This window comes from Variovorax nivicola (genome assembly GCF_051216475.1).
Taxonomy (GTDB): domain Bacteria; phylum Pseudomonadota; class Gammaproteobacteria; order Burkholderiales; family Burkholderiaceae_C; genus Variovorax.
The window spans coordinates 1-23127 of the sequence record NZ_JBPJZK010000005.1; the positions used below are offsets into that span (position 1 = coordinate 1).

The 23127-nt window shown below is 66.0% G+C and carries 20 protein-coding genes; 7 read left to right on the forward strand and 13 right to left on the reverse strand.

The genetic code is table 11. The annotated features are described in order from the left end of the window. Nucleotides 1-157 precede the first annotated feature (157 nt). A complete protein-coding gene (locus ACSFBF_RS20265) occupies nucleotides 158-1084 on the reverse strand; it encodes a LysR family transcriptional regulator (RefSeq protein WP_435470081.1) in 927 nt (308 codons plus the stop codon). A gap of 96 nt (nucleotides 1085-1180) precedes the next feature. On the opposite strand from ACSFBF_RS20265, the gene ACSFBF_RS20270 reads away from it, so the two are divergent. Genes ACSFBF_RS20270 through ACSFBF_RS20285 form a run of 4 tightly spaced genes read left to right on the forward strand, consistent with a single transcriptional unit; the run spans nucleotide 1181 to nucleotide 5603 of the window. Continuing rightward, on the forward strand, nucleotides 1181-2152 hold the full coding sequence (locus ACSFBF_RS20270) for a Bug family tripartite tricarboxylate transporter substrate binding protein (RefSeq protein WP_435470083.1): 972 nt from the start codon (nucleotides 1181-1183) through the stop codon (nucleotides 2150-2152). 25 nt (nucleotides 2153-2177) lie between these two features. Continuing rightward, the gene (locus tag ACSFBF_RS20275) at nucleotides 2178-3791 is read left to right on the forward strand and encodes a gamma-glutamyltransferase family protein (protein ID WP_435470085.1); all 1614 of its coding nucleotides are present in this window, start codon (nucleotides 2178-2180) and stop codon (nucleotides 3789-3791) included. A 33-nt stretch (nucleotides 3792-3824) separates the two neighbouring features. Further along, complete coding sequence (locus tag ACSFBF_RS20280) at nucleotides 3825-4772, forward strand: DMT family transporter (protein WP_435470087.1); 948 nt, start codon at nucleotides 3825-3827, stop codon at nucleotides 4770-4772. A 39-nt stretch (nucleotides 4773-4811) separates the two neighbouring features. Continuing rightward, nucleotides 4812-5603, forward strand: a complete 792-nt coding sequence (locus tag ACSFBF_RS20285; protein ID WP_435470089.1) for an SDR family oxidoreductase — start codon at nucleotides 4812-4814, stop codon at nucleotides 5601-5603. Nucleotides 5604-5678: 75 nt separating this feature from the next. Here ACSFBF_RS20285 and ACSFBF_RS20290 read toward each other — a convergent pair whose 3' ends face one another. Continuing rightward, a complete protein-coding gene (locus ACSFBF_RS20290; RefSeq protein WP_435470091.1) occupies nucleotides 5679-6587 on the reverse strand; it encodes a DMT family transporter in 909 nt (302 codons plus the stop codon). A 107-nt stretch (nucleotides 6588-6694) separates the two neighbouring features. Here ACSFBF_RS20290 and ACSFBF_RS20295 point away from each other — a divergent pair, with 107 nt between their 5' ends. The 3 genes from ACSFBF_RS20295 to ACSFBF_RS20305 all read left to right on the forward strand — a co-directional run bounded on the left by ACSFBF_RS20295 (nucleotide 6695) and on the right by ACSFBF_RS20305 (nucleotide 9370). Beyond that, nucleotides 6695-7678, forward strand: coding sequence for a quinone oxidoreductase family protein (locus ACSFBF_RS20295; RefSeq protein ID WP_435471228.1), 984 nt, complete (start codon nucleotides 6695-6697; stop codon nucleotides 7676-7678). A gap of 101 nt (nucleotides 7679-7779) precedes the next feature. Continuing rightward, on the forward strand, nucleotides 7780-8181 hold the full coding sequence (locus ACSFBF_RS20300; RefSeq protein WP_435470093.1) for a response regulator: 402 nt from the start codon (nucleotides 7780-7782) through the stop codon (nucleotides 8179-8181). Between the two features lie 184 nt (nucleotides 8182-8365). Further along, nucleotides 8366-9370 carry a bile acid:sodium symporter family protein gene (locus ACSFBF_RS20305; RefSeq protein WP_435470095.1) on the forward strand — a complete coding sequence of 335 codons (1005 nt, stop codon included), beginning with the start codon at nucleotides 8366-8368 and terminating at the stop codon, nucleotides 9368-9370. 46 nt (nucleotides 9371-9416) lie between these two features. On the opposite strand, the gene ACSFBF_RS20310 is transcribed toward ACSFBF_RS20305, so the two are convergent. The 11 genes from ACSFBF_RS20310 to ileS form a co-directional block, all read right to left on the reverse strand. Next, on the reverse strand, nucleotides 9417-11606 hold the full coding sequence (locus tag ACSFBF_RS20310) for a phosphocholine-specific phospholipase C (RefSeq protein ID WP_435470097.1): 2190 nt from the start codon (nucleotides 11604-11606) through the stop codon (nucleotides 9417-9419). A 35-nt stretch (nucleotides 11607-11641) separates the two neighbouring features. Beyond that, nucleotides 11642-11836: a hypothetical protein gene (locus tag ACSFBF_RS20315; protein ID WP_435470099.1), complete on the reverse strand. Its 195-nt coding sequence runs from the start codon at nucleotides 11834-11836 to the stop codon at nucleotides 11642-11644. 402 nt (nucleotides 11837-12238) lie between these two features. Beyond that, nucleotides 12239-13900 carry a Na/Pi cotransporter family protein gene (locus tag ACSFBF_RS20320; RefSeq protein WP_435470101.1) on the reverse strand — a complete coding sequence of 554 codons (1662 nt, stop codon included), beginning with the start codon at nucleotides 13898-13900 and terminating at the stop codon, nucleotides 12239-12241. A gap of 64 nt (nucleotides 13901-13964) precedes the next feature. Further along, nucleotides 13965-14822, reverse strand: a complete 858-nt coding sequence (locus tag ACSFBF_RS20325) for a phosphodiesterase (RefSeq protein ID WP_435470103.1) — start codon at nucleotides 14820-14822, stop codon at nucleotides 13965-13967. Further along, the gene (locus ACSFBF_RS20330; RefSeq protein WP_435470105.1) at nucleotides 14819-15880 is read right to left on the reverse strand and encodes an ABC transporter ATP-binding protein; all 1062 of its coding nucleotides are present in this window, start codon (nucleotides 15878-15880) and stop codon (nucleotides 14819-14821) included. The genes ACSFBF_RS20325 and ACSFBF_RS20330 overlap by 4 nt, the downstream gene beginning before the upstream one ends. Continuing rightward, nucleotides 15870-16670 carry an ABC transporter permease gene (locus ACSFBF_RS20335; RefSeq protein ID WP_435470107.1) on the reverse strand — a complete coding sequence of 267 codons (801 nt, stop codon included), beginning with the start codon at nucleotides 16668-16670 and terminating at the stop codon, nucleotides 15870-15872. Before ACSFBF_RS20335 ends, ACSFBF_RS20330 begins: the two co-directional genes overlap by 11 nt. An 11-nt stretch (nucleotides 16671-16681) precedes the next feature. Continuing rightward, nucleotides 16682-17512 (reverse strand): ABC transporter permease, encoded by an 831-nt coding sequence (locus ACSFBF_RS20340; RefSeq protein WP_435470109.1) that lies wholly within the window; start codon nucleotides 17510-17512, stop codon nucleotides 16682-16684. Nucleotides 17513-17527: 15 nt separating this feature from the next. After that, a complete protein-coding gene (locus tag ACSFBF_RS20345; RefSeq protein ID WP_435470111.1) occupies nucleotides 17528-18538 on the reverse strand; it encodes an ABC transporter substrate-binding protein in 1011 nt (336 codons plus the stop codon). A gap of 52 nt (nucleotides 18539-18590) precedes the next feature. After that, nucleotides 18591-19613, reverse strand: coding sequence for a LacI family DNA-binding transcriptional regulator (locus ACSFBF_RS20350; RefSeq protein WP_435470113.1), 1023 nt, complete (start codon nucleotides 19611-19613; stop codon nucleotides 18591-18593). A 148-nt stretch (nucleotides 19614-19761) separates the two neighbouring features. Next, entirely contained in the window at nucleotides 19762-20277 is a 516-nt protein-coding gene (gene lspA, locus ACSFBF_RS20355) for a signal peptidase II (protein WP_435470115.1), read from the reverse strand. Continuing rightward, nucleotides 20277-23126, reverse strand: coding sequence for an isoleucine--tRNA ligase (gene ileS / locus ACSFBF_RS20360; protein WP_435470117.1), 2850 nt, complete (start codon nucleotides 23124-23126; stop codon nucleotides 20277-20279). The genes lspA and ileS overlap by 1 nt, the downstream gene beginning before the upstream one ends. Nucleotide 23127: the final 1 nt, after the last annotated feature.

Here is a 23127-nt window from a genome sequence, read left to right on the forward strand (position 1 = left end):
GCGGGCTGGACAGCCCAAGGAGGAGAGCGGGGTTTACCGGACGGGCTCCCTTCAGCGCTACGGGAGCGGGAGAAACAATATCAGGAGGAGGCCGAAGGCCGGGGGACATTCGCGGAGCAAGGTACCCCGTCGGCGTGATCGCACCCCGAACAACGCACTAGGACTTGCCGGCCCGCGGCGGCTTCATATGCTGCCGAGCCATCGCCAGAAAGGCCATGGCGGCCGGGTTGAGCGGATGCTTGGCCAGCCGTATGGCGACCACCGGGTACTCCAACGTAGGCCGCACCACGCCCACCGCGCGCAGGTTGGCCGGCATCAGCACTTCTACATAGCGCGGCAGCAACGCGACTCCCGCGCCCGCCTGGATGAGGCCGAAGGCCGTCGACAGCATCGACACGTGATGCACCACACGCGGGTACACATTGGCCGCGCTCGACAGTTGCCGGCTCACGGCCCGCCACACATTGGCGTCGGGGTTGACGTGGATGAAGGGCAGGGCTTCAAGGTGCCGGGCCTCGACCACGGCGTGCTGCGCCAGCGGATGGTCGTCCCGCACGAACAGGGCCATGCGTTCCGTGAACAGCGGCTCCGTCGCGAGTTCCGAATGCTTCTGGCCGATGTCCGAGCCGAAGCCCAAGTCGGCTTCCTGCGAGAGGATGCGCGAGATCATCTGATCCGCCGTGCTGTCGAGCAGCGTGGTCGCGAGCGTCGGGTGCTTCTGCGAAAAGCGGCCGAGCAACGGCGGCAGCAGGGCGCCGGCGGTCAGATGGCCCACCGCCAGCACGATGCGGCCTTCGCGCAGCTGCGATTGCGAGCGGCAGGCATCGACGGATTCATCGATCAGCCGCAGTGCACGCACGGCCGTGTCGACCATCATCTGGCCTGCGTTGGTCATGCGGATACGGCGTCCGCGCACCACCAGTGGCTGCGCCAGCTCTTCTTCCAGGCGCTTGACCAAGTGGCTGATGGCCGGCTGCGTGAGCTGCAGTGCCTCGGCCGCCAGCGTGAAGCTGCCAGTTTCGGCCACCGCCGTCAGCGCCCGCAACTGCTGCAGCGAGATTTCTTCCGCGGTGTTCCTTGCCATAAACAGCGTTGATAGTTGAATAAGCAGAATTATCTGGCTTGATGCGCTGCCGCTGCATAGCATCCTTTTTTTGTTCACAGGCACAGAATTCCGTACATGAAACGCCACCAGTTCCTCCAGGTGCTCGCCGTTGCGCTCGGCATGGCCGCCTCGTCCGCCAGCCTGGCCCAGGGCTACCCGAACAAGCCGATCCGCCTGATCGTGCCGTTCCCGGCGGCCGGTGCCACCGATCTCTTCGCCCGCACGCTGGGGCAGAAGATGGGCGAGAAGCTCGGCACCACGCTGGTGGTCGACAACAAGCCCGGCGCCGGCGGCGCCATCGGCTCCGACCAGGCCGCGAAAGCTCTGCCCGATGGCTACACGATCCTGCTGGCCACCACCAGCACGCACTCCATCGGCCCTGCCGTCAGCAAGCTGCCCTACGACACGGTGCGCGACTTCACGCCCATCGCGCACGTGGGCGACGCGGCCAGCATCATGCTGGTGCCGGTCAATTCGCCCGCGAAGACGGTGCGCGAGTGGATCGACTACGCGAAGAAGAACCCCGGCAAGCTCAATTACGCATCGAGCGGCAACGGCACCATCGTGCAGCTCACGGCCGAGCTGTTCAAGGCGCAGGCCGGCGTGTTCGTCACGCACATTCCCTACAAGGGCACGGCGCTGGCCATTCCCGACCTGATCAGCGGCAAGGTCGACGTGCTGTTCGACTCGCTGCCCACCGGCATGCCGCATGTGCGCGACGGCCGCCTGCGCGCGCTGGGCGTCACTTCGCTCAAGCGCAGCCCGCTGGCGCCCGAGCTGCCGCCGATTGCAGACACGCTGCCGGGCTACGAGTCGAACACGTGGTTCGGCTTCTATGGCCCGAAGGGCCTGCCGGCTGACATCGTCGCGAAGATCAACAAGGCGGCCAACGAAGCACTGGCCGACCCCGAGGTGAAAGAGAAGCTCGCGCGCCTGGGCATCGAAACCGCGACGCCGGGCACGCCCGACCAGTTCGCCAAGATGGTCGCCACCGATGCCGCCAAGTGGAAAAAGATCGTCGTCGACCGCAAGATCACCAACGAATGAAGCAGAGAAAGAAGAGCACGCCGAAATGAACTTCGACTTCAACAACCCCTACCTCTCGACCCGCATCCCGATCTTCGCGCGCAACGTGGTGTCGACCTCGCACCCGCTGGCCTCGCAGGCCGGGCTGCGCATCCTGCAGCAGGGTGGCAACGCGGTCGACGCGGCCATTGCCACTGCCGCCGTGATGACGCTGGTCGAGCCGGTGAGCAACGGCCTGGGCAGCGACGCGTTCTGCATCCTGTGGGACGGCAAGGAGCTGCACGGCCTCAACGCCTCTGGCCCCGCGCCCAAGGCCTGGACGCCCGAGTACTTCAAGGCCAAGTACGGCGCCGACGCCATCACGCCGCCGATGCGCGGCATCGACTCGGTCACGGTGCCGGGCGCGGTGCGCGGCTGGGTCGCCATGAGCGAGCGCTTCGGCAAGCTGCCGTTCGCCGACCTGCTGGCGCCGGCCATCGACATCGCCGAGCGCGGGTACCTCGTGCCGCCGGTGGTGCAGGGCAAGTGGGCCGCGGCCACGCCGCTGCTGGGCTCGCAGCCGGGCTTTGCGCAGACCTTCCTGCCGTGGGGCCGCGCGCCCGAGGTGGGCGAGCTGTTCCGCTTCACGGCCGCCGCGCGCGCGCTCAAGGCCATTGCACGCACCAAGGGCGAGGCCTACTACAACGGCGAGATCGCCGAGGCACTGGCGAAGTTCTCGGCCGAGCAAGGCGGTGCGCTCACGGTGGCCGACCTTGCGGCCTACCAGCCCGAGTGGGTCAAGCCCATTTCGCGCGACTACCGCGGCCACACGCTGCATGAGATTCCGCCGAACGGCCAGGGCATTGCCGCGTTGATCGCGCTCGGCATTCTCGAGAAATTCGACATCGCCTCGCTGCCGGTCGATTCGGTCCAGTCGCAGCACCTGCAGATCGAAGCAATGAAGCTGGCTTTTGCCGACGTGTACCGCTACGTGTCGGAGCGCAAGACGATGGAAGTCACGACCGAGCAGATGCTCGACGATGCGTACCTGGCCTCGCGTGCCCGCCTCATCGACGCTCAGCGCGCACAAGACTTCAAGGCCGGCAACCCCGTGAAGGGCGGCACCATCTACCTCACGGCCGCCGACGAGAGCGGCATGATGGTGAGCTTCATCCAGAGCAACTACATGGGCTTCGGCTCGGGCTGCGTGGAGCCCGAGTTCGGCATCAGCCTGCAGAACCGCGGCCACGGCTTCAGCCTGAAGGCCGAGAGCCCGAACGTGGTGGCCCCGGGCAAGCGCCCGTTCCACACCATCATTCCGGCCTTCCTCACCAAGGACGGCCAGCCGGTGATGAGCTTCGGCGTGATGGGCGGCAACATGCAGCCGCAGGGTCACATGCAGACGCTGGTGCGCATGCTCGACTACAAGCAGAACCCGCAGGCCGCCTGCGACGCGCCGCGCTGGCGTTTCAACGCGGGGCTCGAGATCAACGTGGAGGCCGCGATGAACCCGGCCACGGTGCAGGGCCTGCGCGACCTGGGCCATCACCTGGAAGTGATCAACGACTCGTACCAGGACTTCGGCGCCGGCCAGTTCATCTGGCGCGCGGGCGAACCTTCGGTAGAAGGCTACGTGGCCGCCAGCGATCCGCGCCGCGACGGCGTGGCTGCAGGGTATTGAGCAAGGTCTCGAGGTTCCCGCGATGATCGGGGGATGAACAAGACAGCCGCATCGCTCGGCATCCCCTCTCACGACGGCGCAAGAAAAGGCTATGCGTCCGGTCTGATCCTCGCCACGCTGGGCGCCATCGCGTTCAGCGGCAAGGCCATCATCGTCAAGCTGGCGTACCGCTACGGTGTGGACGCCATCACGCTCATCATGCTGCGCATGCTGTTCGCGCTGCCGCTCTTTGCCGTGATGGCATGGTGGGCGGGGCGCGGCAAGCCAGCGCTTACGGGCCGCGACTGGATCGGCGTGATCGGGCTCGGCTTCTCGGGCTACTACCTCGCGAGCTTTCTCGACTTTGCCGGGCTGGCCTACATCTCGGCCAGCTTCGAGCGGCTGATTCTGTATCTCAACCCCACGCTGGTGCTGCTGTTCGGCTGGCTGATGTACCGGCGGCGCGCCACGCGCCCGCAGGTGCTGGGCATGGTCGTGAGCTATGCGGGCGTGCTGCTGGTGTTCGGCCACGAGCTGTGGACCGGGGGCGGCGGCAAGGGCGGTGGGGCGGCGGCGTGGGGCGCGTTCCTAGTGTTCCTGAGCGCAGTGAGCTATGCGGGCTACCTCGTCTACAGCGGGGAGTTCGTCAAGCGCCTCGGGTCGCTGCGGCTCGTGGGGTTGGCCACCACGGTGGCCTGCGTGCTGTGCATCCTGCAGTTCGTGCTGACGCGGCCGATGAGCGTGGCGATGCAGGTGGCGCCCGAGGTGATCTGGCTGTCGGTGCTCAACGCCACGCTGTGCACGGCCGTGCCCGTCCTGATGGTGATGATGGCCATCGAGCGCATCGGCCCCGCCGTGGCCGCTCAAACCGGCATGATCGGGCCTCTGTCGACCATCCTCATGGGGGTGGTCATACTGGGCGAGCCGTTCACGCCGTGGATCGCCGCCGGCACCGTGCTCGTCATCGCGGGCATTTTCGTTTTCACACGCAAGGGGCGCTGAAGCCCCTTGCCGGACTGACTGACTCACAGGAGCAAAAACATGGATCTGGGTATTGCAGGCAAGACCGCGCTGGTGTGCGGCGCGAGCAAGGGGCTGGGCTACGGCTGCGCCGAGGCGCTGGTGCGCGAAGGCGTCAATGTGGTGATCGTGGCGCGCGGCGCCGAGGCGCTGGAAGCGGCTGCGAAGAAGCTTACGGAAGCCGCGGGCGCATCGGGCCCGTTCGTCAAGCACGTGGCAGCCGATATCACCACCGAAGCCGGCCGCGCCGCAGTGTTCGCGCTGGGCCATGACTTCGACATCGTCGTCACAAACGCAGGCGGCCCGCCGCCCGGCGACTTCCGCAACTGGGATCGCGAGGCGTGGATCAAGGCGGTCGATGCCAACATGCTCACGCCCATCGAGCTCATCAAGGCCACGGTCGACGGCATGGCCAAGCGCGGCTTCGGCCGCATCGTGAACATCACGTCGAGTTCGGTGAAGTCGCCCATCGACATCCTGGGCCTGTCGAATGGTGCGCGCAGCGGCCTCACCGGCTTCGTGGCCGGCGTGGCGCGCACGCCCATCGCGGCGCAGGGCGTGACCATCAACAACCTGCTGCCGGGCTCCTTCGACACCGACCGCCTCAAGGGCACGATGGCCGGCGCCGCGCAGAAGTCGGGCCAGGACTTCGACACCGTGTGGGAAGCCCGCAAGAAGAACATTCCCGCGAAGCGCTTCGGCACGCCGGCCGAGTTCGGCGCCATCTGCGCGTTTCTCTGCAGCGTGCAGGCCGGCTACATGACCGGTCAGAACGTGCTGGCCGATGGCGGGGCCTACCCGGGAACTTACTGAGCTCGCTTCCAGGCTGCGTGAGGCCCGGTAAAGCCTGTTCCTCGACGTTCGCTTGTGAACGGGCGGCTGTGGTCTTCAGCGCCGCGACGCCACCACGATCCCGCCCACGATAAGCAAAAACGCCGCGCCGTGATACCAGTGCGGTGGTTCGCGCAGGAAGGCCGCCGAAAGCACCGCCGCGAACAGCGGCGTGAGGTTCATGAAGATGCTCGCTGCCTGCGGGCCCGCGCGCTGCACACCGGTGCCCCAGCAGCGATACGCCACCACTGCGGGCCCGATGCCGATGAACAGCATCGCTGCGATGAGTGGCCAGCCGAGGTCGATGTGGGCCGGCGTCAGCGTCCATTCGCCGGCGGCCAGTGCGCCCGACCACGCGACGCCGAACACCAGCTGCGACATCAGGAACGCGGCCCAGTCCTGCCGCACGGCCTTGGGCTCATGCGTGCGCGCCAGCAGCCAGCTGTAGAAGGCCCAGGCGATGGTGCCCAGGATCATGTAGAGGTCGCCCGGCACCAGCCGCAGCCCAAGCAGCTGCCGCCATTCGCCGCGGCTGAGCACCAGCAGCACACCCACCATCGACAGCAGCGCCCCGCCGATTTCGCGGGCGCTGATGCGTGCGCCGAAGAACAGGGCGCCGGTCGCGAGCATCCACAGCGGCAGGCTGGAGCCGACCAGCGTGACGTTGATCGGTGTGGAGGTCTGCAGCGCCAGGTACTGGAACGCGTTGTACAGGCCGATGCCCAGTAGCCCGAGCACCGCGTAGCGTTTCCAGTGCGCCCACAGCGGGCTGTTGCGGCGCAGCACCGGCGCGGCCAGCGGCAGCAGCAGCACGAACGCGATGACCCAGCGCACGAAGTTCAGCGTGAGCGGCGACACCATGTCGCGCACCAGCCGGCCGACCACGGCATTGCTGGCCCAGAGCAGCGGTGGAACGACGAGCAGGAGAACGGTGAGGGGAGCGAGGCGCTGCGGCTGTGTCTGCATGGCCGCCGACTCTACCGGGCAATGATGCCCCGCGCCGCCACGGGAAACCCAGACGTGGCAGGATGCCCATCCCTCTTCTTTTCCTGTGTGTGGAGACTGCAACGATGATGAGCAAAGCCGTCCGTATCGACCGCCATGGCGGCCCCGAAGAACTGAAGATCGTCGACGTGGAAGTCGGCGAGCCCGGCCCCGGCGAGATCCGCATCCGCCACAAGGCCGTGGGCCTGAACTTCATCGACACCTATCAGCGCAGCGGGCTCTACCCGTTCGCGATGCCGCTGCAGTTGGGCATGGAAGCCTCGGGCATCGTCGAGGCGGTGGGCGAGGGCGTGACGCACCTGAAGTCCGGCGACCGCGCCGCCTATGCCAGCCCGCCGCCGGGCGCCTATTGCGAGTTGCGCGTGATGCCTGCCAAGTGCGTGTGCAAGCTGCCCGACGACATCTCCTTCGAGACCGGCGCGGCCATGATGCTCAAGGGCCTGACCACGCAGTACCTGCTGAAGAAGACGCTGCCGGCCGAAGGTCTGCAGGCCGGCGACTTCATCCTGTTCCATGCTGCTGCCGGCGGCGTTGGGCTGATCGCCTGCCAGTGGGCCAAAGCGCTGGGCCTGCAGCTGATCGGCACGGCGGGCAGCGACGCCAAGTGCAAGCTCGCGCTGGCGCACGGCGCGGCGCACGCCATCAACTACAGCACCGAGAACTTCGCGGCGCGCGTGAAGGAAATTACCGGCGGCAAGGGCGTGAAGGTGGTGTACGACTCGGTGGGCAAGGACACCTTCGAAGGCTCGATCGACTGCCTACGCCCCTTCGGCCTGCTGGCCATCTTCGGCAACGGCTCGGGCCCGGTGCCGCCGGTCAACCTCGGCTTGCTGGCGTCCAAGGGCTCGCTCTATCTGACGCGCCCGACGCTGTTCACGCACATGGCCACGCGCGAAAGCACGCAGGCGATGGCCGACGACCTGTTCGCGGTGGTGCGAAGCGGCGCGGTGAAGATCCCGATCGACCAACGCTATGCGCTGGCCGACGTGCAACAGGCGCACCGCGACCTGGAAGCGCGCAAGACCACGGGCTGCACGATCCTGACGCTCTGAGCGTCGACAGTCTTGTCCTACCGGCGGTGGGGTGTCATGCCTTCGACTTGTGCCGGGTGCACTTTGTAGCCTGTGAACACAGCGCGGAGACAAGCCAGCCCATGACCACCGTTCGCACCTTCATCGTCGAAGACAACCCCACCATCCGCAAGAGCCTTGTGGGTACGTTGCGCGAGGTGGCGCGGGTCGATCTGGTCGGCGAGGCCGAGTCGGAGGAGGAAGGCTCGCGCTGGCTTTCAGACAACCTGTCGCAATGGGACCTGGCCATCGTCGACCTGTTCCTGAAGGACGGCACCGGCTTTCGCGTGCTCGAAGCGTGTCGCCACCGAGGCCCGTCGCAGAAGATGGTGGTGCTCAGCAACTACGCCACGCCCGATATGCGGCGCAAATGCGTGGACCTCGGTGCCGATGCCGTGTTCGACAAGGCCACCGAAATCGACGACCTGATCGACTACTGCCTGCGCCACCGTCAGGCGCAGTTCAGTTCGCCCGCCGCACACTGAGGCAGGGGCATTTTTCGCCGACCGGCAGCCGATGCCGGACTTCGCCGAAAATGCATCCCCAAAGGCGCGAGGAGCACGCGCCGGGCTCCGCAAATTGGCGACGAGATTCATGCGCGGAAATCACACATTCCCCTGCTGAGTCGGCCTGCGCGCCTGCAACGCGCGTGGCGCCCCAAGTTGCAACATGTCCCGCTCCCGCTTTCTTCCCGACAACTTCACCTTCGCGCTGCTCTCGGTCGTGACCTTTGCCAGTCTGCTGCCCGCAAGCGGCAAAGCTGCACATTTCTTCGAGCTGCTGACGACTGCCGCCATCGGCCTGCTGTTCTTCCTGCACGGGGCGAAGCTGTCGCGCGAGGCGATCGTGAATGGGCTCACGCACTGGCGGCTGCACCTGCTGGTGTTCGGCAGCACCTTCGTGCTGTTTCCGATGCTCGGGCTGGCGCTCAAGCCTTTGCTCTTGCCGCTGGTGACGCCCGAGCTCTACACCGGCGTGCTGTACCTCTGCGTGCTGCCCGCCACGGTGCAGTCGGCTATCGCATTCACGGCGATGGCTCGGGGCAACATGCCCGCCGCCATCTGCAGCGCATCGGCGTCCACCCTGCTGGGTGTGTTCATCACGCCGGTGCTGGTCAATCTGGTGGTACTGCCGAACGGCGGCCATGCAAGCTCTTCGCTGGATTCCATCGGCCGTATCCTGCTGCAGCTGATGGTGCCGTTCGTGGTGGGGCATCTGCTGCGGCCGTTGATCGGCAAGTGGATACAGCGCCGCGCTGCGGTGCTGAAGTTCGTTGACCAGGGATCGATCCTGCTGGTCGTCTACACGGCATTCAGCGCGGCCGTGATCGAGGGGCTGTGGAAGCAGGTGCCCGCGCATGCGCTGGTCGGGCTGCTGGTGGTGTGCGCGGTGGTACTGGGGCTGGCGCTGAGCCTCACCACACTGCTGGCGCGCAAGCTGGGCTTCGATACCGAGGACGAGATCACGATCGTGTTCTGCGGCTCCAAGAAGAGCCTGGCCAGTGGCATACCTATGGCGAAGGTGCTGTTCGCTTCGCATGCGGTGGGCGCGATCGTGCTGCCGCTGATGCTGTTCCATCAGATGCAGCTGATGGTGTGTGCCGTGCTGGCACAGCGCTATGCGCGCAGGGAGATCGAGCCCGCCGGGGCCGGCGGGCTCGTCAAGGCCAAGTAGGCTTCCTGGGGCCTGGCGAGCCGTCGCTTGGCTGGCCCCAGTGGTTTCAGCGGTTGCTGTTCAGCGGGCCAGGGTCGCTGGTACTCGCCATGCCGGTTTCGACATGTCCCGCGAAGCGGCGAAGGAACGGCGCACTTGTCGACGATCCGGCGCCCGAGGTGATCGACAGGTCGTACCAGCCCGAACTGGCATTCAGAACCCAGAGGTCCTGCACCGTCGCTCCGGCAGCCAGGTTGTGGGTGCGCGCGGCCTCCTTGCTGTAGGCATTGCTTACCGTCACCAGGCAGGCTGCCGATCCGCTGTTGGTCAGCGTCAGGGCGACATTGCCGTTGGTGACGTCGTAGCAGACCTTCGCTTCGGGGCTGGCCGTGCCTTGAGCGACTGCGGAGGCATCGCCCTTGTACTGGCACAGGTAGCCATTCGGCCCGTAGACGGCGAAATCGTAGGCGCCCTTCGTGTCCGACAAGAGCCAGTAATCCGAAAGCACATCACCGGGGGAGACGGTGTAGCGGCGCGGGTTGTCGTTGGGCTTCAGGCGGTTGTACGCATAGAACGCGGCGCCCACGGCGCCCGTGTTGGCAAAGTTGAGCCAGAGTTGGACGTTGCGCGTATCGACACGGCTGTGCACGAAGTGCTCGTAGGGCAAGGGCCGTGCCTTGCGCGTGCCCGGCTCCTGGGAGGGCATCAACTGGGGATTCGGCACGTAGTCGGTCCTGGAGCCGACGGTGATCGGTGCGACCGGTGCGATCCTTGGAATCGACGTGTCCTGTTTTCCTGAGAAATCGAAGGCCGAAATCAGGTTTCCGCAAACGGCCCGGCGCCACTGCGAGATGTTGGGTTCGGAGACGCCAAACCGCGCCTCCAGGAATTGCAAGACCGATGTGTGGTCGAAGGTCTGCGAACAGACCCATCCTCCAGTACTCCACGGCGATACAACAAGCATGGGGACGCGCGAACCCAGACCGACAGGCTGCAGTCCGCCGGGGTCTCCACTCGGTACCAGGGACCCCTTTTCGTAGGGGTAGAGATCCAGGTCGAGAAACTCGTTCTTGAGACTGTCGATCAGGCCCTTGGAGACAAGGCCGCTGTCGTTGCTCTTGCTGGCCAGAGACGGCAGCGGCGGCATCGGCGGGACGACATGGTCGAACAGGCCGTCGTTCTCGTCGTAGTTGATCAGAAAGACAGTCTTGCTCCAGACGTCGGGGTTCGATGTCAGGGCGCTCAGTATGGCCTCGATGTAGAGCGCGCCATTGACGCTCGTTGCGCTCGAGTGTTCGCAGAATTTTTGCGGTGCAACGATCCAGCTGACCTGCGGCAGATTGTTCTTGCTGACATCGCTGGCGAATTCCATCAACGTGTGCCTGGATGCACCTTTGTCTCGAAGGACACCGCTTGTCTGGTAGGCCGCGAAGTGCTCCAGCGAATTGTCTGTGAAGTTGTCGGCTTCTCTGCTCAGGCTGTTATAGCCCTCCGAGCCACCTTGGTAGACCTTCCAGCGAATCCCCTTGGCCTCCAGCCGCTCCGGATAGGTCGTCCATGTATAGCCGTTCGATCCGTTTCGTTCCTGCAATCCGGGGCCATTGGGTTGAGTGCCCATGGCATTGCGCGGGTCTATGGTTCCCGTCCACAGGTGCACGCGATTCGGCACGGTGTCGGCGGGGACCGAGGCATGGTACGCATCGCAGATGGTGAACGCATCGGCCAGTGCATAGTGAAATGCGAGATCTCTGCGACGCAGGTATCCCATCGTCATCACGTCCTGCTTCTGGTTCACCCACTGGTTGTTCTTGCCGTTGTTCAAGGCACCGTGACCATCGCTCCATCCGTGCTGTGTGCCCGCATGTCCCCTTGTCGTGCGTGGATCGATATAGAACGGCAACACGTAGGTCGCGTCGCTGGCCAATCCACGCGCGTTGTAGATCCGCTTCGGGTCGACCGGACTTTCATTGGGCGGGGGTTGATACCAGACCGGCCGACCATCCGGCAGGACGTGCGGGCGCGGGTCGTTGAATCCACGTACACCCTGCAGGGTTCCGAAGTAGTGGTCGAAGGAGCGGTTCTCCTGCGTCAGGATCACCACATGTTCGACATCCTCGATGGTGCCTTTCGCGTTGTTCGGTGGGATGGCCAGCGCTCGCTGGATAGAGGGCGGCAGCATCGTGAGTGCGGCGGCGGCACCGGCAGTGGTGGCTGAGCTGCGCAGGAAACGACGGCGGCCGGGATTTGAGGCGGTCATGTTGTGTTGTGTCGGCGAAGGGATGGGGTGCGCCGTCAGGGCGCGCAGTGGAAGACGGCCTTGGTACCGGTGTCCGGTACGGGCGGCTCGGGCGTGACGGCGACGGGCGGCGTTGGCGGCGGTACGAACGACGTTCCTCCGCCTCCGCCTCCGCCGCAAGCCGCGAGCGCGGCAAGCAGGGCCGCACCTGATGTGGCGCGCACCATCCGTTGTTTCTGTTGACTACTCATCATGTGGCTCTCCCTTGAAAAAGTGGATGCCCTTGAGGCAGGCGTTCGGAGCAGAACGCCTTGCAGTCGAAGGGCAGTGTGAAATGACCTGAAGCTGGTCGCGATAAATCGCATTCATGCAAATCGTGTAATTGCACAAATTCACACAAATACAACTTTCGCCTCAGATGCTAGGCAGCCTTCGTGACATCGGGACGACAGGTGTTCGCGCGTCTTTTTCTCAAGACGTCGGGTCGTTCAAGGCAATGGATTGGGGGGCGTCGCTCGTCCTGCCCGGGACGCAGCGAAGCGCAAATGACGAGACCGGCATTCGCGCCGGCAACGACGCAGCCGGCACTTTTCAGCGCGATGCGTCTCAGGCTGATGGAGCTCTGGGGCAGTCGAACGCTGCCCGCGAGAACACTATCCCTCGATCTTGCCCAGTCGAGACTCTCTCAGCCGGCTGGGCGCCAGGGCTCCGGCCGACTCCAGGATCGGATAGGCAATCGAGCAGATGTGCGAGTTGATCCGCTTCAGGTCGCTGATCAGGTCGATGTGTAGCGAACTGGTCTCGATGCTCAGCGTGGTCCGGTCCGACAGCCGGTCCAGGTGGGTCGTGGCATAGGCCCGCTCCAGGTTCCGGAAGCGAACCTTTTCTTCGAGCAGCTTTTGCGCATCGCGTACGTTGCCGTTCAGGAACACGCTCATGCTCAGCCGCAGGTTGGCTATCAGCCGCCCGTGCAGCTCGACGATCTCGGCCATGCCCGCTTCCGAGAAATTGCGCTGCGGTTTGATCTTCTTGTCTTCGACGTCGATGATCACGCGCTCGATGATGTCGCCGATCTGCTCCATGTTGATCGTGAAGCTGATGATGTCGGTCCAGCGCCGGCTTTCCTCTTCGCCCAGCGCCTCGCGCGAGATGCGGGTCATGTAGTACTTGATGGCCGAGTACAGCTCGTCCACCGTGTCGTCGAGCTGCCTCAGCTCCTGCGCCAGCTTCAGGTCGTTGTGTCGGATCACGTCGAGCGTGCCGATCAGCATGGTTTCCACGATGTCGGCCTGGTGCAGCGCCTCGCGCGCGGCATTCGAAATGGCGAGCGAGGGCGTCGACAGCGCTGACGGATCGAGGTGATGCGGCCGTGAGGTGCCGGCCGGCTGCTGCGGCACCGGCAGCATGCGCGTTACCAGCCTGGCGACCAACTGCGTGAGGCCGATGAACCCCACGCTGATTACGACGTTGAACGCCAGGTGGAACAACACCACGCCGTGCGTCTGGTTGGGCAGTTGCGGCTGCACATAGCGGATCCACAGCCCGATGAAGGGTGCGACGACGGCCACGCCCAGCGCCTTGAAGAGCAGGTTGCCCACAGTCACTTGCCGCACGGCTACCGCCGACTTGGCCGTGGTCAGCACCGCGAGCAGGCCGCTGCCCAGGTTGGCACCGAGCACCAGGCCGAGCGCCACGTCCAGCGGCACCACGTTCGACGTGGCCATGGCCGCGACCAGCAGCACCACCGCGAGGCTCGAATAGGCCACGATGGCCAGCACCGAGCCGATGGTGATTTCGAGCAGCACGTCGCTGCTGATCGATGCGAGCAGTGCGCGCACTGCCGGCGAGGAGAACAGCGGCTCGGTCGCCTCCACCACGAGCTGCAGCGCCAGCAGCATCAGCCCGAGCCCGATCAGCACCCGGCCGACGCGCCCCGCCACGGTGGCCGAGCGCGTGATGAACAGCACCACGCCCACGAAGATGAACATCGGCGAAAGCCACGAGAGGTCGGCCGAGAACAGCACCGAGATCAGCGCCGTGCCCACGTCTGCGCCCCGCATCACCGCCAGCGCCGCTGGCAGCGTGACCAGGCCCTGCCCGACGAAGGACGAGGTCATGAGCGAGGTGGCGGTGCTCGACTGCACCAGGGCCGTCACGCCGATGCCCGAGAGGGCGGCCGTGAAGCGGTTGCGCATGCTCTGGACGAGGATCTTGCGCAGATTGGCGCCGAACACACGCAGCACGCCGGTGCGGACCAGGTGCGTGCCCCACACCAGCAGGGCTACGGCCGCCAGCAGATTCAGGAGATGCTTCATGGGGGTCGGGTTCTATCCTTTTCGCTTTGGTTCGTTTCGACCCCATTTTCCACAAGTGAGCGCTTCAGTCGATCAGCGCTCCGTTGTCGTGGAAAGGATAGGGGCCTTCGAAGCTGCCTGATGCCGCGAGATGGGTGACGAGCCGACGGCCGGCCGGGGACCACGCGTGCACCCGGAAAGAAGGCGGCTCTAGCGTCCAGGCCGAGTCAGCGTCCGGGGCCAGATCGAGGCAGACCTGATGGGCTTGCGCCGGCGAGGTCGAGGCGATGGTGCCGCCGAAGCGCACGTCGATCGCGCGGTGCAGGTGGCCGCAGATCACGCGTTCGACATTGCTGTAGCGCGAAAGCAGGGCCTCGAGCGCGTCGTCGCCTTGCAGCAGGCCGATCTCGTCCATGTGGCCGATCAGCGTTTCGAAGGGCGGGTGGTGCATGGCGACGACGATGGGCTCGTCGCGGCAGGCGTCCAGTTGGGCTTCGAGCCAGCCCAGCCGTTTCTCGCAGAGCGAGCCATGGCTGGCGCCAGGCACGCAGGTGTCGAGCGTGAGCAGCCGCAGGTCGCCGACGCGCACCGAGTACTGGATGAAGCCATCGGTGTCGGCGCCCGTGCCTAGGTAGGCATGGCCGGGGAAGCTGCGGCGCAGTTGGTCGCGGTCGTCGTGGTTGCCGGGCATGAGGTAGACCGGCATGGTCAGTGGGGCCAGCAGGCGGGCGAGGTGCTCGTACTCGGCGGCGCGGCCGAAATCGGTGAGGTCGCCGGTGACGACCACCGCGTCGGGCTGCTGGCGCAAGGCCAGCACCGACTGCACGGCGCGTTCGAGGTACGGGGCCGTATCGATGCGGCCGTAGGCCAGCCGGCCCGGCTCGCGGATGTGCAGGTCGGTGAGCTGGACCAGGAAGGTGTTGTTGCTCTGAGTTGTCGTCATGCGCTGGTTTCCTGCGACGTCATCAGCCGGTCGGGGTTAATGCGAAGACCCACCGCGTCGCCCGGTCCGAAGGGATTGTCGCGCCCTACATCGGCCACAAGCACGGGCTGGTCTTGCAGGCGCAGGTGCAGCTGTACGCGGTCGCCGAGGAAGGTGCGGCGCTCGACGGTGGCGGTGCCCCAGTCGGGTTGCGGTGCGCTGACCTCGATGTCTTCAGGCCGCACGAGCAGCATCGCATGGCCTTGCCACGCGCCCGGGCAGGGCACTGTTGACCCGCCGAGTCGGACAACGCCTTGCGCGATGGCATCGGCCTCGCGCTCCAGGCGGTTGACCCGGCCCAGGAACTCGGCCACGAAGGGATGCTCGGGCGCGCGGTACAGGTCTTCGCCGCGGCCCACCTGCACGATGCGGCCGGCGCGCATCACCGCGAGCCGGTCGGCGATGGCCAGAGCCTCCTGCTGGTCGTGCGTGACGTGGATGGCCGTGATGTGCAGGCGGCGCAGCAGCTCGGCCAGCTCGTCGCGCAGCGATTCCTTGAGCTTGGCGTCGAGCGCGGCCAGTGGTTCGTCGAGCAGCAGCACGCGCGGGCGCACGGCCACGGCGCGCGCCAGGGCCACGCGCTGGCGCTGGCCGCCCGAGAGCTCGGCGGGGCGTTTGTTTTCCAGGCCGCCGAGGCGCACCAGATCGACCAGCTCGCCGACGCTGCGCTTTTCCTCATCGGGCGAGACGCCGCGAATGCGCAGGCCGTAGCCGATGTTGGCGGCCACCGTCATCTGCGGAAAGAGCGCGTAGCTCTGGAACACCATGCCCACGCCGCGGTGCTCGACCGGGCGCTGCGTGACGTCTTGCCCGCCGAACACGATGCGGCTGCCCGCGTCGGGCGCCTCGAGCCCGGCGATCAGCCGAAGCAGCGTGGTCTTGCCGCAGCCGGAGGGGCCGAGCAGCGCCAGCACCTCGCCGGCCTCCACGCGCAGGTTGGTGGGTTGCAGGCCGCGCGTGCCGTCTGCGTAAGTCTTCGCGCAGTTCGCGATGTCGATGGGGATGCGTTCAAGTTCCATGGCGTTTCTGCATCAGGTTGGCAAGGTACTGCAGGCCCCACAGCACCGGAAGAATGACGGCGAAGAAGACCAGCGTGTAGGCCGATCCGATCTCGATGCGCATCGAGGCGTAGCTGTCGGCCAGCCCCACGGGCAGCGTGCGGGTGAGTGGCGTGTGCAGCATCCACGTGAGATTGAATTCGCCGACCGACAGCGTGAACACCATCAGGCTGCCCGCCACGATGGCCGGGAACACCGCCGGCACGAGGATGCCCATGAAGCGCTGGCGGAAGTTCGCGCCCAGCGAGCGCGCGGCCTCTTCCAGCGCGAGCAGGTCGTCGCGCTGGAAGGCCGAGCTCACGGTGCGCACCATGAAGGGCAGCGTGAAGATCATGTGCCCGACGAGGATGAAGGCGAAGCTCTGGCGGAAGGCCGTGAGCTGGCCGTAGGCGAGGATCAACGCGAGCGCCGTCGCAAGGCCCGGCACCGCGACCGGCAGCGTCAGCAGCTCTTCGAAGATGCGCGCGGCGCGCGAGCGGCTGCGCGCCAGCGCGTAGGCGCAGGGCACGCCCAGCAGCACGGTGCCGACCACGCAGGCCACCGCCAGCGCGAGCGACCAGCCGACGGTGCCGCCATAGTTCTCCCACACCTCGCCGAGCCAGCGCAGCGTAAGGCCGCTTTTCAACCCGGCGCTGTAGTTGTTGACGAGCCCCGCCATGACCGACAGCAGCATCGGCGCGATCATGAAAAGGCTCACGATCACCGTGACGGCGAGCAGGAAGGGGGCCTTCTGTTGTGTGCTCTTGCGCATGTGCGTGGGCCTCAGCGTGCGACGGGGTTCGCGCCGAAGCGGCGCGCCACGAACAGCACCAGCCAGGTCACGATGCCCAGCGAGATCGACAGCGACGCGGCGAGCGCGAAGTTGGCGTAGTTGGTGAACTCGTTGTAGATGGTGATCGGGATCACCTCGAACTTGCTGGCCAGCGTGAAGGCGGTGCCGAAGGCGCCCATCGACGTGGCGAACAGGATGGCGCCGCAGGCCAAGGTGGTGGGCGCGAGTTCGGGCATCCACACGTCGCGCGCCACGCGCAGTCGCGAGGCACCGAGCGAGCGGGCCGCTTCTTCGAGCTGCGTGTTCATCGATTCGGCCGCCGCCGCGTAGGTAGCGATGGCGCGCGGCAGCGAGAAATACAGGTACGCCAGGAACAGCCCGAGCAAACCGTAGGCGAAGGTGATGCGCTCGCCGAACAGGCTGTCGCCGATGTCGGCCACCACGCCTTGCCGACCGCCGAGCAGGATCACGAAGAAGCCGATGATCACGCCCGGAAACGACAGCGGCAGCGTGAGCAGCGACAGCAGCACGCGCTTGCCGATGAAGGCATGGCGTGCGAGGTAGATGCCCACCGCCGCGCCCAGCACCAGCGTGGCCAGCGTCACGGCCACCGAGAGCGCGACCGTGTTGGCCATGCTGGTGAGATAGCGCGCATCGGTCAGCACGGCGAAGTAGGTGGCCCAGCCCTTGTCGGCGGGCAGCGTGAGCAGGCGCACCACCGGCAGCAGCCAGAAGGCCGCGAAGAAGGCGGCCGCGGGCGCGACGCAGGCCAGCAGGCGCCAGCGCGGGTTCCAGGCGTTGGAGGTGGTGGCTTGCGTCATCTCATGCCGCGCGGGTCAGCGCACTTCCTTCAGGTACTCGTCGGAGAAAGCCTTCTGCGCGGCGGCCATGCGGCCGTAATCCACGCTCTTGGCGCGGGCGTATTCGCTCGCGGGCAGGAACTGCGCCTCGATGTCCTTGGGCATCGCGTTGGCGCGCACCGGCCGCAGGTAGGCCTTGGCCCAGATTGCCTGGCCTTCGTCGGACAGCGTGAAGTCGAGCACCTTCTTCGCGTCAGCCGCGTGCGGGGCCTTGGCGACCAGGCTCATCACGTAGGGCACGGCGAGTGTGCCTTCGCTCGGGATCACGAAGGCGACGTTGGCCTTGTCCTTGTACTTGGCGCGGTAGGCGTTGAAGTCGTAGTCGAGCAGGATCGCGATTTCGCCCGACAGCACGCGCGCGTAGGAGGTTTGCTTCGGCACGATGGGCTCGTTCTTCTGCAGCGCCTTGAAGTAGTCGATGGCCGGCTTGAAGTTGTCGAGCGTGCCGCCGCGCGCTTCGTTCACCGCGACCGCGCCGACATAGCCGACGAAGGCCGAGGCGGGGTCGAGGTAGCCGATGAGGCCCTTGTATTCGGGCTTGAGCAGGTCGGCCCACGACTTCGGAATCGGCTTGCCCTTGAGCGCATCGACGTTGACCATGAAGCCGAGCGTGCCCGAGTGGATGGTGAACCAGTTGCCGGCCGGGTCCTTCAGGCCGTCGGGAATGTCTTTCCATGCGGCTGGCTTGTAGGGCTCGACCAGGCCGTCCTTGGCGGCCTGCACCGCGAAGGTCACGCCGAGGTAGGTGACGTCCGCCACGGGGCTGGCCTTCTCGGCCGCCATCTGCGCGAGCGACTGGCCCGAGTTCTTGTTGTCGGGCGGCACGGTGACGCCGGTCTTGGCCTTGATGGCCTTCAGCTGCGTGCCCCAGTCGGCCCATTCGGTCGGGCAGTTGTAGCAAATGGCGGTCTGCGCCATGGCGCTGCCGGCGACAAGCGTGGCAGCAAGCAAGCCGAGGCGGGCCATGCGGTGAAAGCGAAGAGACATGATGAAGAAGCTCCTTGGATGGATGTAGGCAAAGAACGGGAGGTAGCGAGGGTCAGGAAATGGCGGCGTTGTTGTCGTCTTCGTGCACCGAAGCACACGACTCGCCGTCTCGGAAGGCATGGGGAAGCAGCAGGCTCGCATCGGCCTGCAGCGTGGCGCCACTGGCCATGGCCTGGATCAGCAGCTCGACGCTGTGCCGGCCGATGTCGCTGTTGGGTTGGGCGATGGTGGTGAGCGCGGGCGTGAGGTCTTCACCGAGCGCAATGCCGTCGAAGCCGACCACGCTGAGGTCGCCGGGCACCGACAGGCCGCTGAGATGCGCGGCGCGGATGCTTCGAATGGCCAGCAGGTCGTTGGAGCAGATCAGCGCGGTGGGGCGGTTGCGCGCCTGCAGCTGGCTGGAGAGCGCATCGACGGCCGTTTCGACGAAGGGCACTTCGATGAGCGCGGGCGCGGCGAGCCCGGCCTCGGCCATGCCCTTCAGGTAGCCGCGGTAGCGCTGCTGCGCGCGGTCGGATGCGGCAAGCGTGCCGCTGACCATTGCGATGCGGCGGTGGCCCAGCAGCACGAGGCGCGTGACCGCGTCGGCCACCGCGCCTTCGCTGTCGACCGACACGCAAGGGTGATCTGGGTGCCGGTTGTAGGCGAGCACATAAGGCACGCCGGCTGCCTGGAGGCGGAGCAGGGCGGCCGAAGTGGAAGGGTTCGACACCACGAGGATCAGCCCGTCGACATTGCCGGCCAGCAGCAGATGAACGGCACGCTCTTCTTCGTCGAGCTTGTAGCCCGTGGTGACGGGAATGATCGCGTAGCCACCCGCGACGGCCGCGCGCGCGATTCCTTGCAGGCACTCGGCGAAGGTCGGGTTCAGGAGCGTGGGCAGCACCACGCCGAGCACGCGGCTGCGCTGGGTGCGCAAGGTGCGCGCGCTGGCGTTCGGCACGTAATTGAGTTCGCGCGCCACACGCTCCACCAGCTCGCGCGTGGCAGGCGTCACCTTGCCGGGGAAGTTGAAGGCGCGCGAGACGGTGGCCACGGAGACCCCGGCTTTGGCTGCAACGGCTTGAATGCTCATCGTGCGGTTTTCATGTAATCGATTACATTGAACCGCGGCAGTATGACTTTGTTATGACATCGCTAGAAGGCGGGAGAAACCCGAGGGGCTTTGGCGCGGGTGGGGCGGACCCAAAGAAGAAGGGGGCCCGCGGGCCCCTTGAGAAAACTTACTTGCCCCGGCGAACCCGCCGGATCTCGTCCAGGATCAGGCAGATGGCCCCGAGCGTGATCGCACTGTCAGCAGCATTGAAGGCCGGGAAGTACCAGTTCCCAGCATGAAAGCTCAGGAAGTCGACGACGTAGCCGTGCATCATCCGGTCGACCACGTTCCCGATGGCCCCGCCCAGGATGCAGGCCATGGCGAACGAAAACAGCTTCTGCCCCGCGTGCGACTTCAGCATCCAAATGATGAATACCGCGGCCGCCACGCCGATGATCGTGAACAGCCAGCGCTGCCATCCCGAGTGATCCGCGAGGAATGAAAAAGCCGCCCCCGTGTTGTGCGCGCGCACGACGTTGAAGAAGCTCGTCACGTAGGTCGCGTCGCCGAGCTTGTAGTAGCCCAGGATCAGCGTCTTGGTGAACTGGTCGATGATCACGATGATCACCGCCAGCCCGAGCCAAGGCCAGATGCTGCCGCCGCGCGAACGCGATGCAGAAGACATGGAGCGGGTGGCGGCCATCAGGCAACGCTCCGCGATTCGCCGGCGCCGAACAGATTGCTCGTGCAGCGCCCGCAGATCGTCGGATGGGCTGCATCGTGGCCCACGTCGTCGCGGTAGTGCCAGCAGCGCTCGCACTTCTGCGCGGCGCTCGGCGTTACCACCGTCGACAGCGCTTCGCCGGCGGCCAGCGCAATGGCCGAGGTGATGAAGACGAACTTCAGGTCATCGCCCAACGAACCCAGCAGCGCGAAGTCGTCGGCAGGCGCCGTCAGCTGCAGATTGGCCTGCAGCGACGAGCCGACCTTGCCTTCGGCACGCACGGTTTCGATGTCCTTGTTCACCGCGTCGCGGATCTCGCGGATGCGGCCCCACTTGGCGAGCAGGGCTTCGTCGGGCGCAGCGAACTGGCTGTAGGTTTGCGCGAAGATCGATTCGCCCGGCTTGCCGGTGCTCACGAACTTCCAGGCTTCCTCGGCCGTGAAGCTCAGGAACGGCGCCATCCAGCGCAGCATGGCTTGCGAGATGTGCCACAGCGCCGTCTGCGCGCTGCGGCGCGCCAGCGAGCCCGGGGCCGTCGTGTAGAGACGGTCCTTCAGGATGTCGAGGTAGAAGCCGCCCAAGTCTTCCGAGCAGTAGATCTGCAGCTTTGCCACCACCGGATGGAACTCGTACACCTTGTAGTGCGCGAGTATTTCGGCCTGGAACTGCGCAGCGCGCGACAGCGCATAGCGGTCGATCTCGAACAGCTGGTCGAGCGGCACCGCATCTTTGGTGGCGTCGAAGTCGCTCGTGTTCGCGAGCAGAAAGCGCAGCGTGTTGCGGATGCGGCGGTACGCATCGACCACGCGAGCCAGGATCTTGTCGTCGCCTGCGATGTCGCCCGAGTAGTCGCTCGCGGCCACCCACAGGCGGATGATTTCCGAACCCAGCTTGTTGCTGATTTCCTGCGGATCGATGCCGTTCTTGAGCGACTTGCTCATCTTGATGCCCTTGGCATCGACCGTGAAGCCGTGCGTCAGCAGGCCCCGGTACGGCGCGCGGTCTTCCAGTGCGCAGGCGATCAGCAGCGACGAGTGGAACCACCCGCGGTGCTGGTCGTGGCCTTCGAGGTACAGGTCGGCTTCAGGCCCCGTGTCGTGGTGCACGGTGGGGTGCGTGCCGCGCAGCACGTGGGAGAAGGTCGAGCCCGAGTCGAACCACACCTCGAGGATGTCGGTGCTCTTGGTGTAGTGCGGTGCGTCTTCGGCGCCGAGGATTTCCTCGACCGTGGCGCGGCTCCAAGCCTCGATGCCGCCCTTTTCGACGATGTTGGCAGCCTGGTCGATGATTTCCATCGTGCGCGGATGCAGTTCGCCAGAATCCTTGTGCAGGAAGAACGGGATCGGCACGCCCCAGCTGCGCTGGCGGCTGATGCACCAGTCGGGCCGGCCGGCGATCATGTCGTGCAGGCGCGCCTTGCCGTTCTCCGGATAGAAGCTGGTCTGCTCGATCGCGTCGAGCGCGGTCTGGCGCAGCGTCTTGGGCGCCTTGTCCTTGGTGAACACGCCTTCGCCTTCGTCCATGCGAATGAACCACTGCGCCGCGGCGCGGTAGATCACCGGCGTCTTGTGGCGCCAGCAGTGCGGGTAGCTGTGCGTGATGGTCTCGGTGGTCAGCAGGCGGTTGGCGTCGCGCAGCGCGGCGATGATGACCGGCACGGCCTTCCAGATGTTCTGGCCGCCGAACAGCGGGAAGTCGGCCGCGTAGCTGCCGTTGCCCTGCACCGGGTTCAGGATGTCGTCGTATGCCACGCCGTGGGCGATGCAGGAGTTGAAGTCGTCCAGGCCGTAGGCGGGCGAGGAATGGACCAGGCCCGTGCCGTCGGTGGCGGTGGCGTAGTCGGCCAGGTACACGGGCGACAGGCGCTTGTAGCCCGCGTCCACGTCGTAGAGCGGGTGCTCGAATTCGAGGCCGCCGAGCTTCTCGCCCTTGACCGTGGCCAGCACCTTGCCGTCGAGCGCATAGCGCGTCATGCACATCTCGACCAGCGAGTTGGCCAGGATCAGCAGGCCGCGCTCGGTGTCGACCAGCGAGTACTCAAGGTCGGGGTTCAGGTTGATCGCCTGGTTGGCCGGGATGGTCCAAGCGGTGGTGGTCCAGATCACGGCGAAGATGTCGCCGAGGATCGTGTGGTCGGTGCCGAAGGCCTTGAGCACCTTCTCGCGCTCGTGCGCCTTGAAGGCCACGTCGACGGTCTGGCTCTTCTTGTCGGCATATTCGATTTCGAACTCTGCCAGCGAGGAACCGCAGTCGAAGCACCAGTACACCGGCTTCAGGCCGCGGTAGACAAAACCGCGCTCGATCACGCGCTTGAACGCGCGCAGCTCGCCGGCTTCGTTGGCGAAGTCCATCGTCTTGTAGGGATGGTCCCACTCGCCCAGCACGCCCAGGCGCTGGAAATCGACCATTTGCTGGGCGATCTGCTCGGTGGCGAAGGCGCGGCTCTTGGCCTGCATCTCGTCGCGGCTCAGGTTGCGGCCGTACTGCTTTTCGATGGCGTTCTCGATCGGCAGGCCATGGCAGTCCCAGCCGGGCACGTAGAGCGCGTCGAAGCCTTCGAGCTGGCGCGCCTTGGTGATCATGTCCTTCAGGATCTTGTTCACCGCATGGCCCATGTGGATCTGGCCGTTGGCGTACGGCGGGCCGTCGTGCAGGATGAACTTGGGCGCGCCGTGGCGGGCGTCGCGCAGGCGGTGGTAGCGGCCTTCGTCGTTCCATTCCTTCACCCAGCCCGGTTCGCGCTTGGGCAGATCGCCGCGCATCGGGAAGGGGGTGTCGGGCAGGTTCAGCGTGGAACGGTAATCTTTGGGGGAAGCAGCGTCAGACATG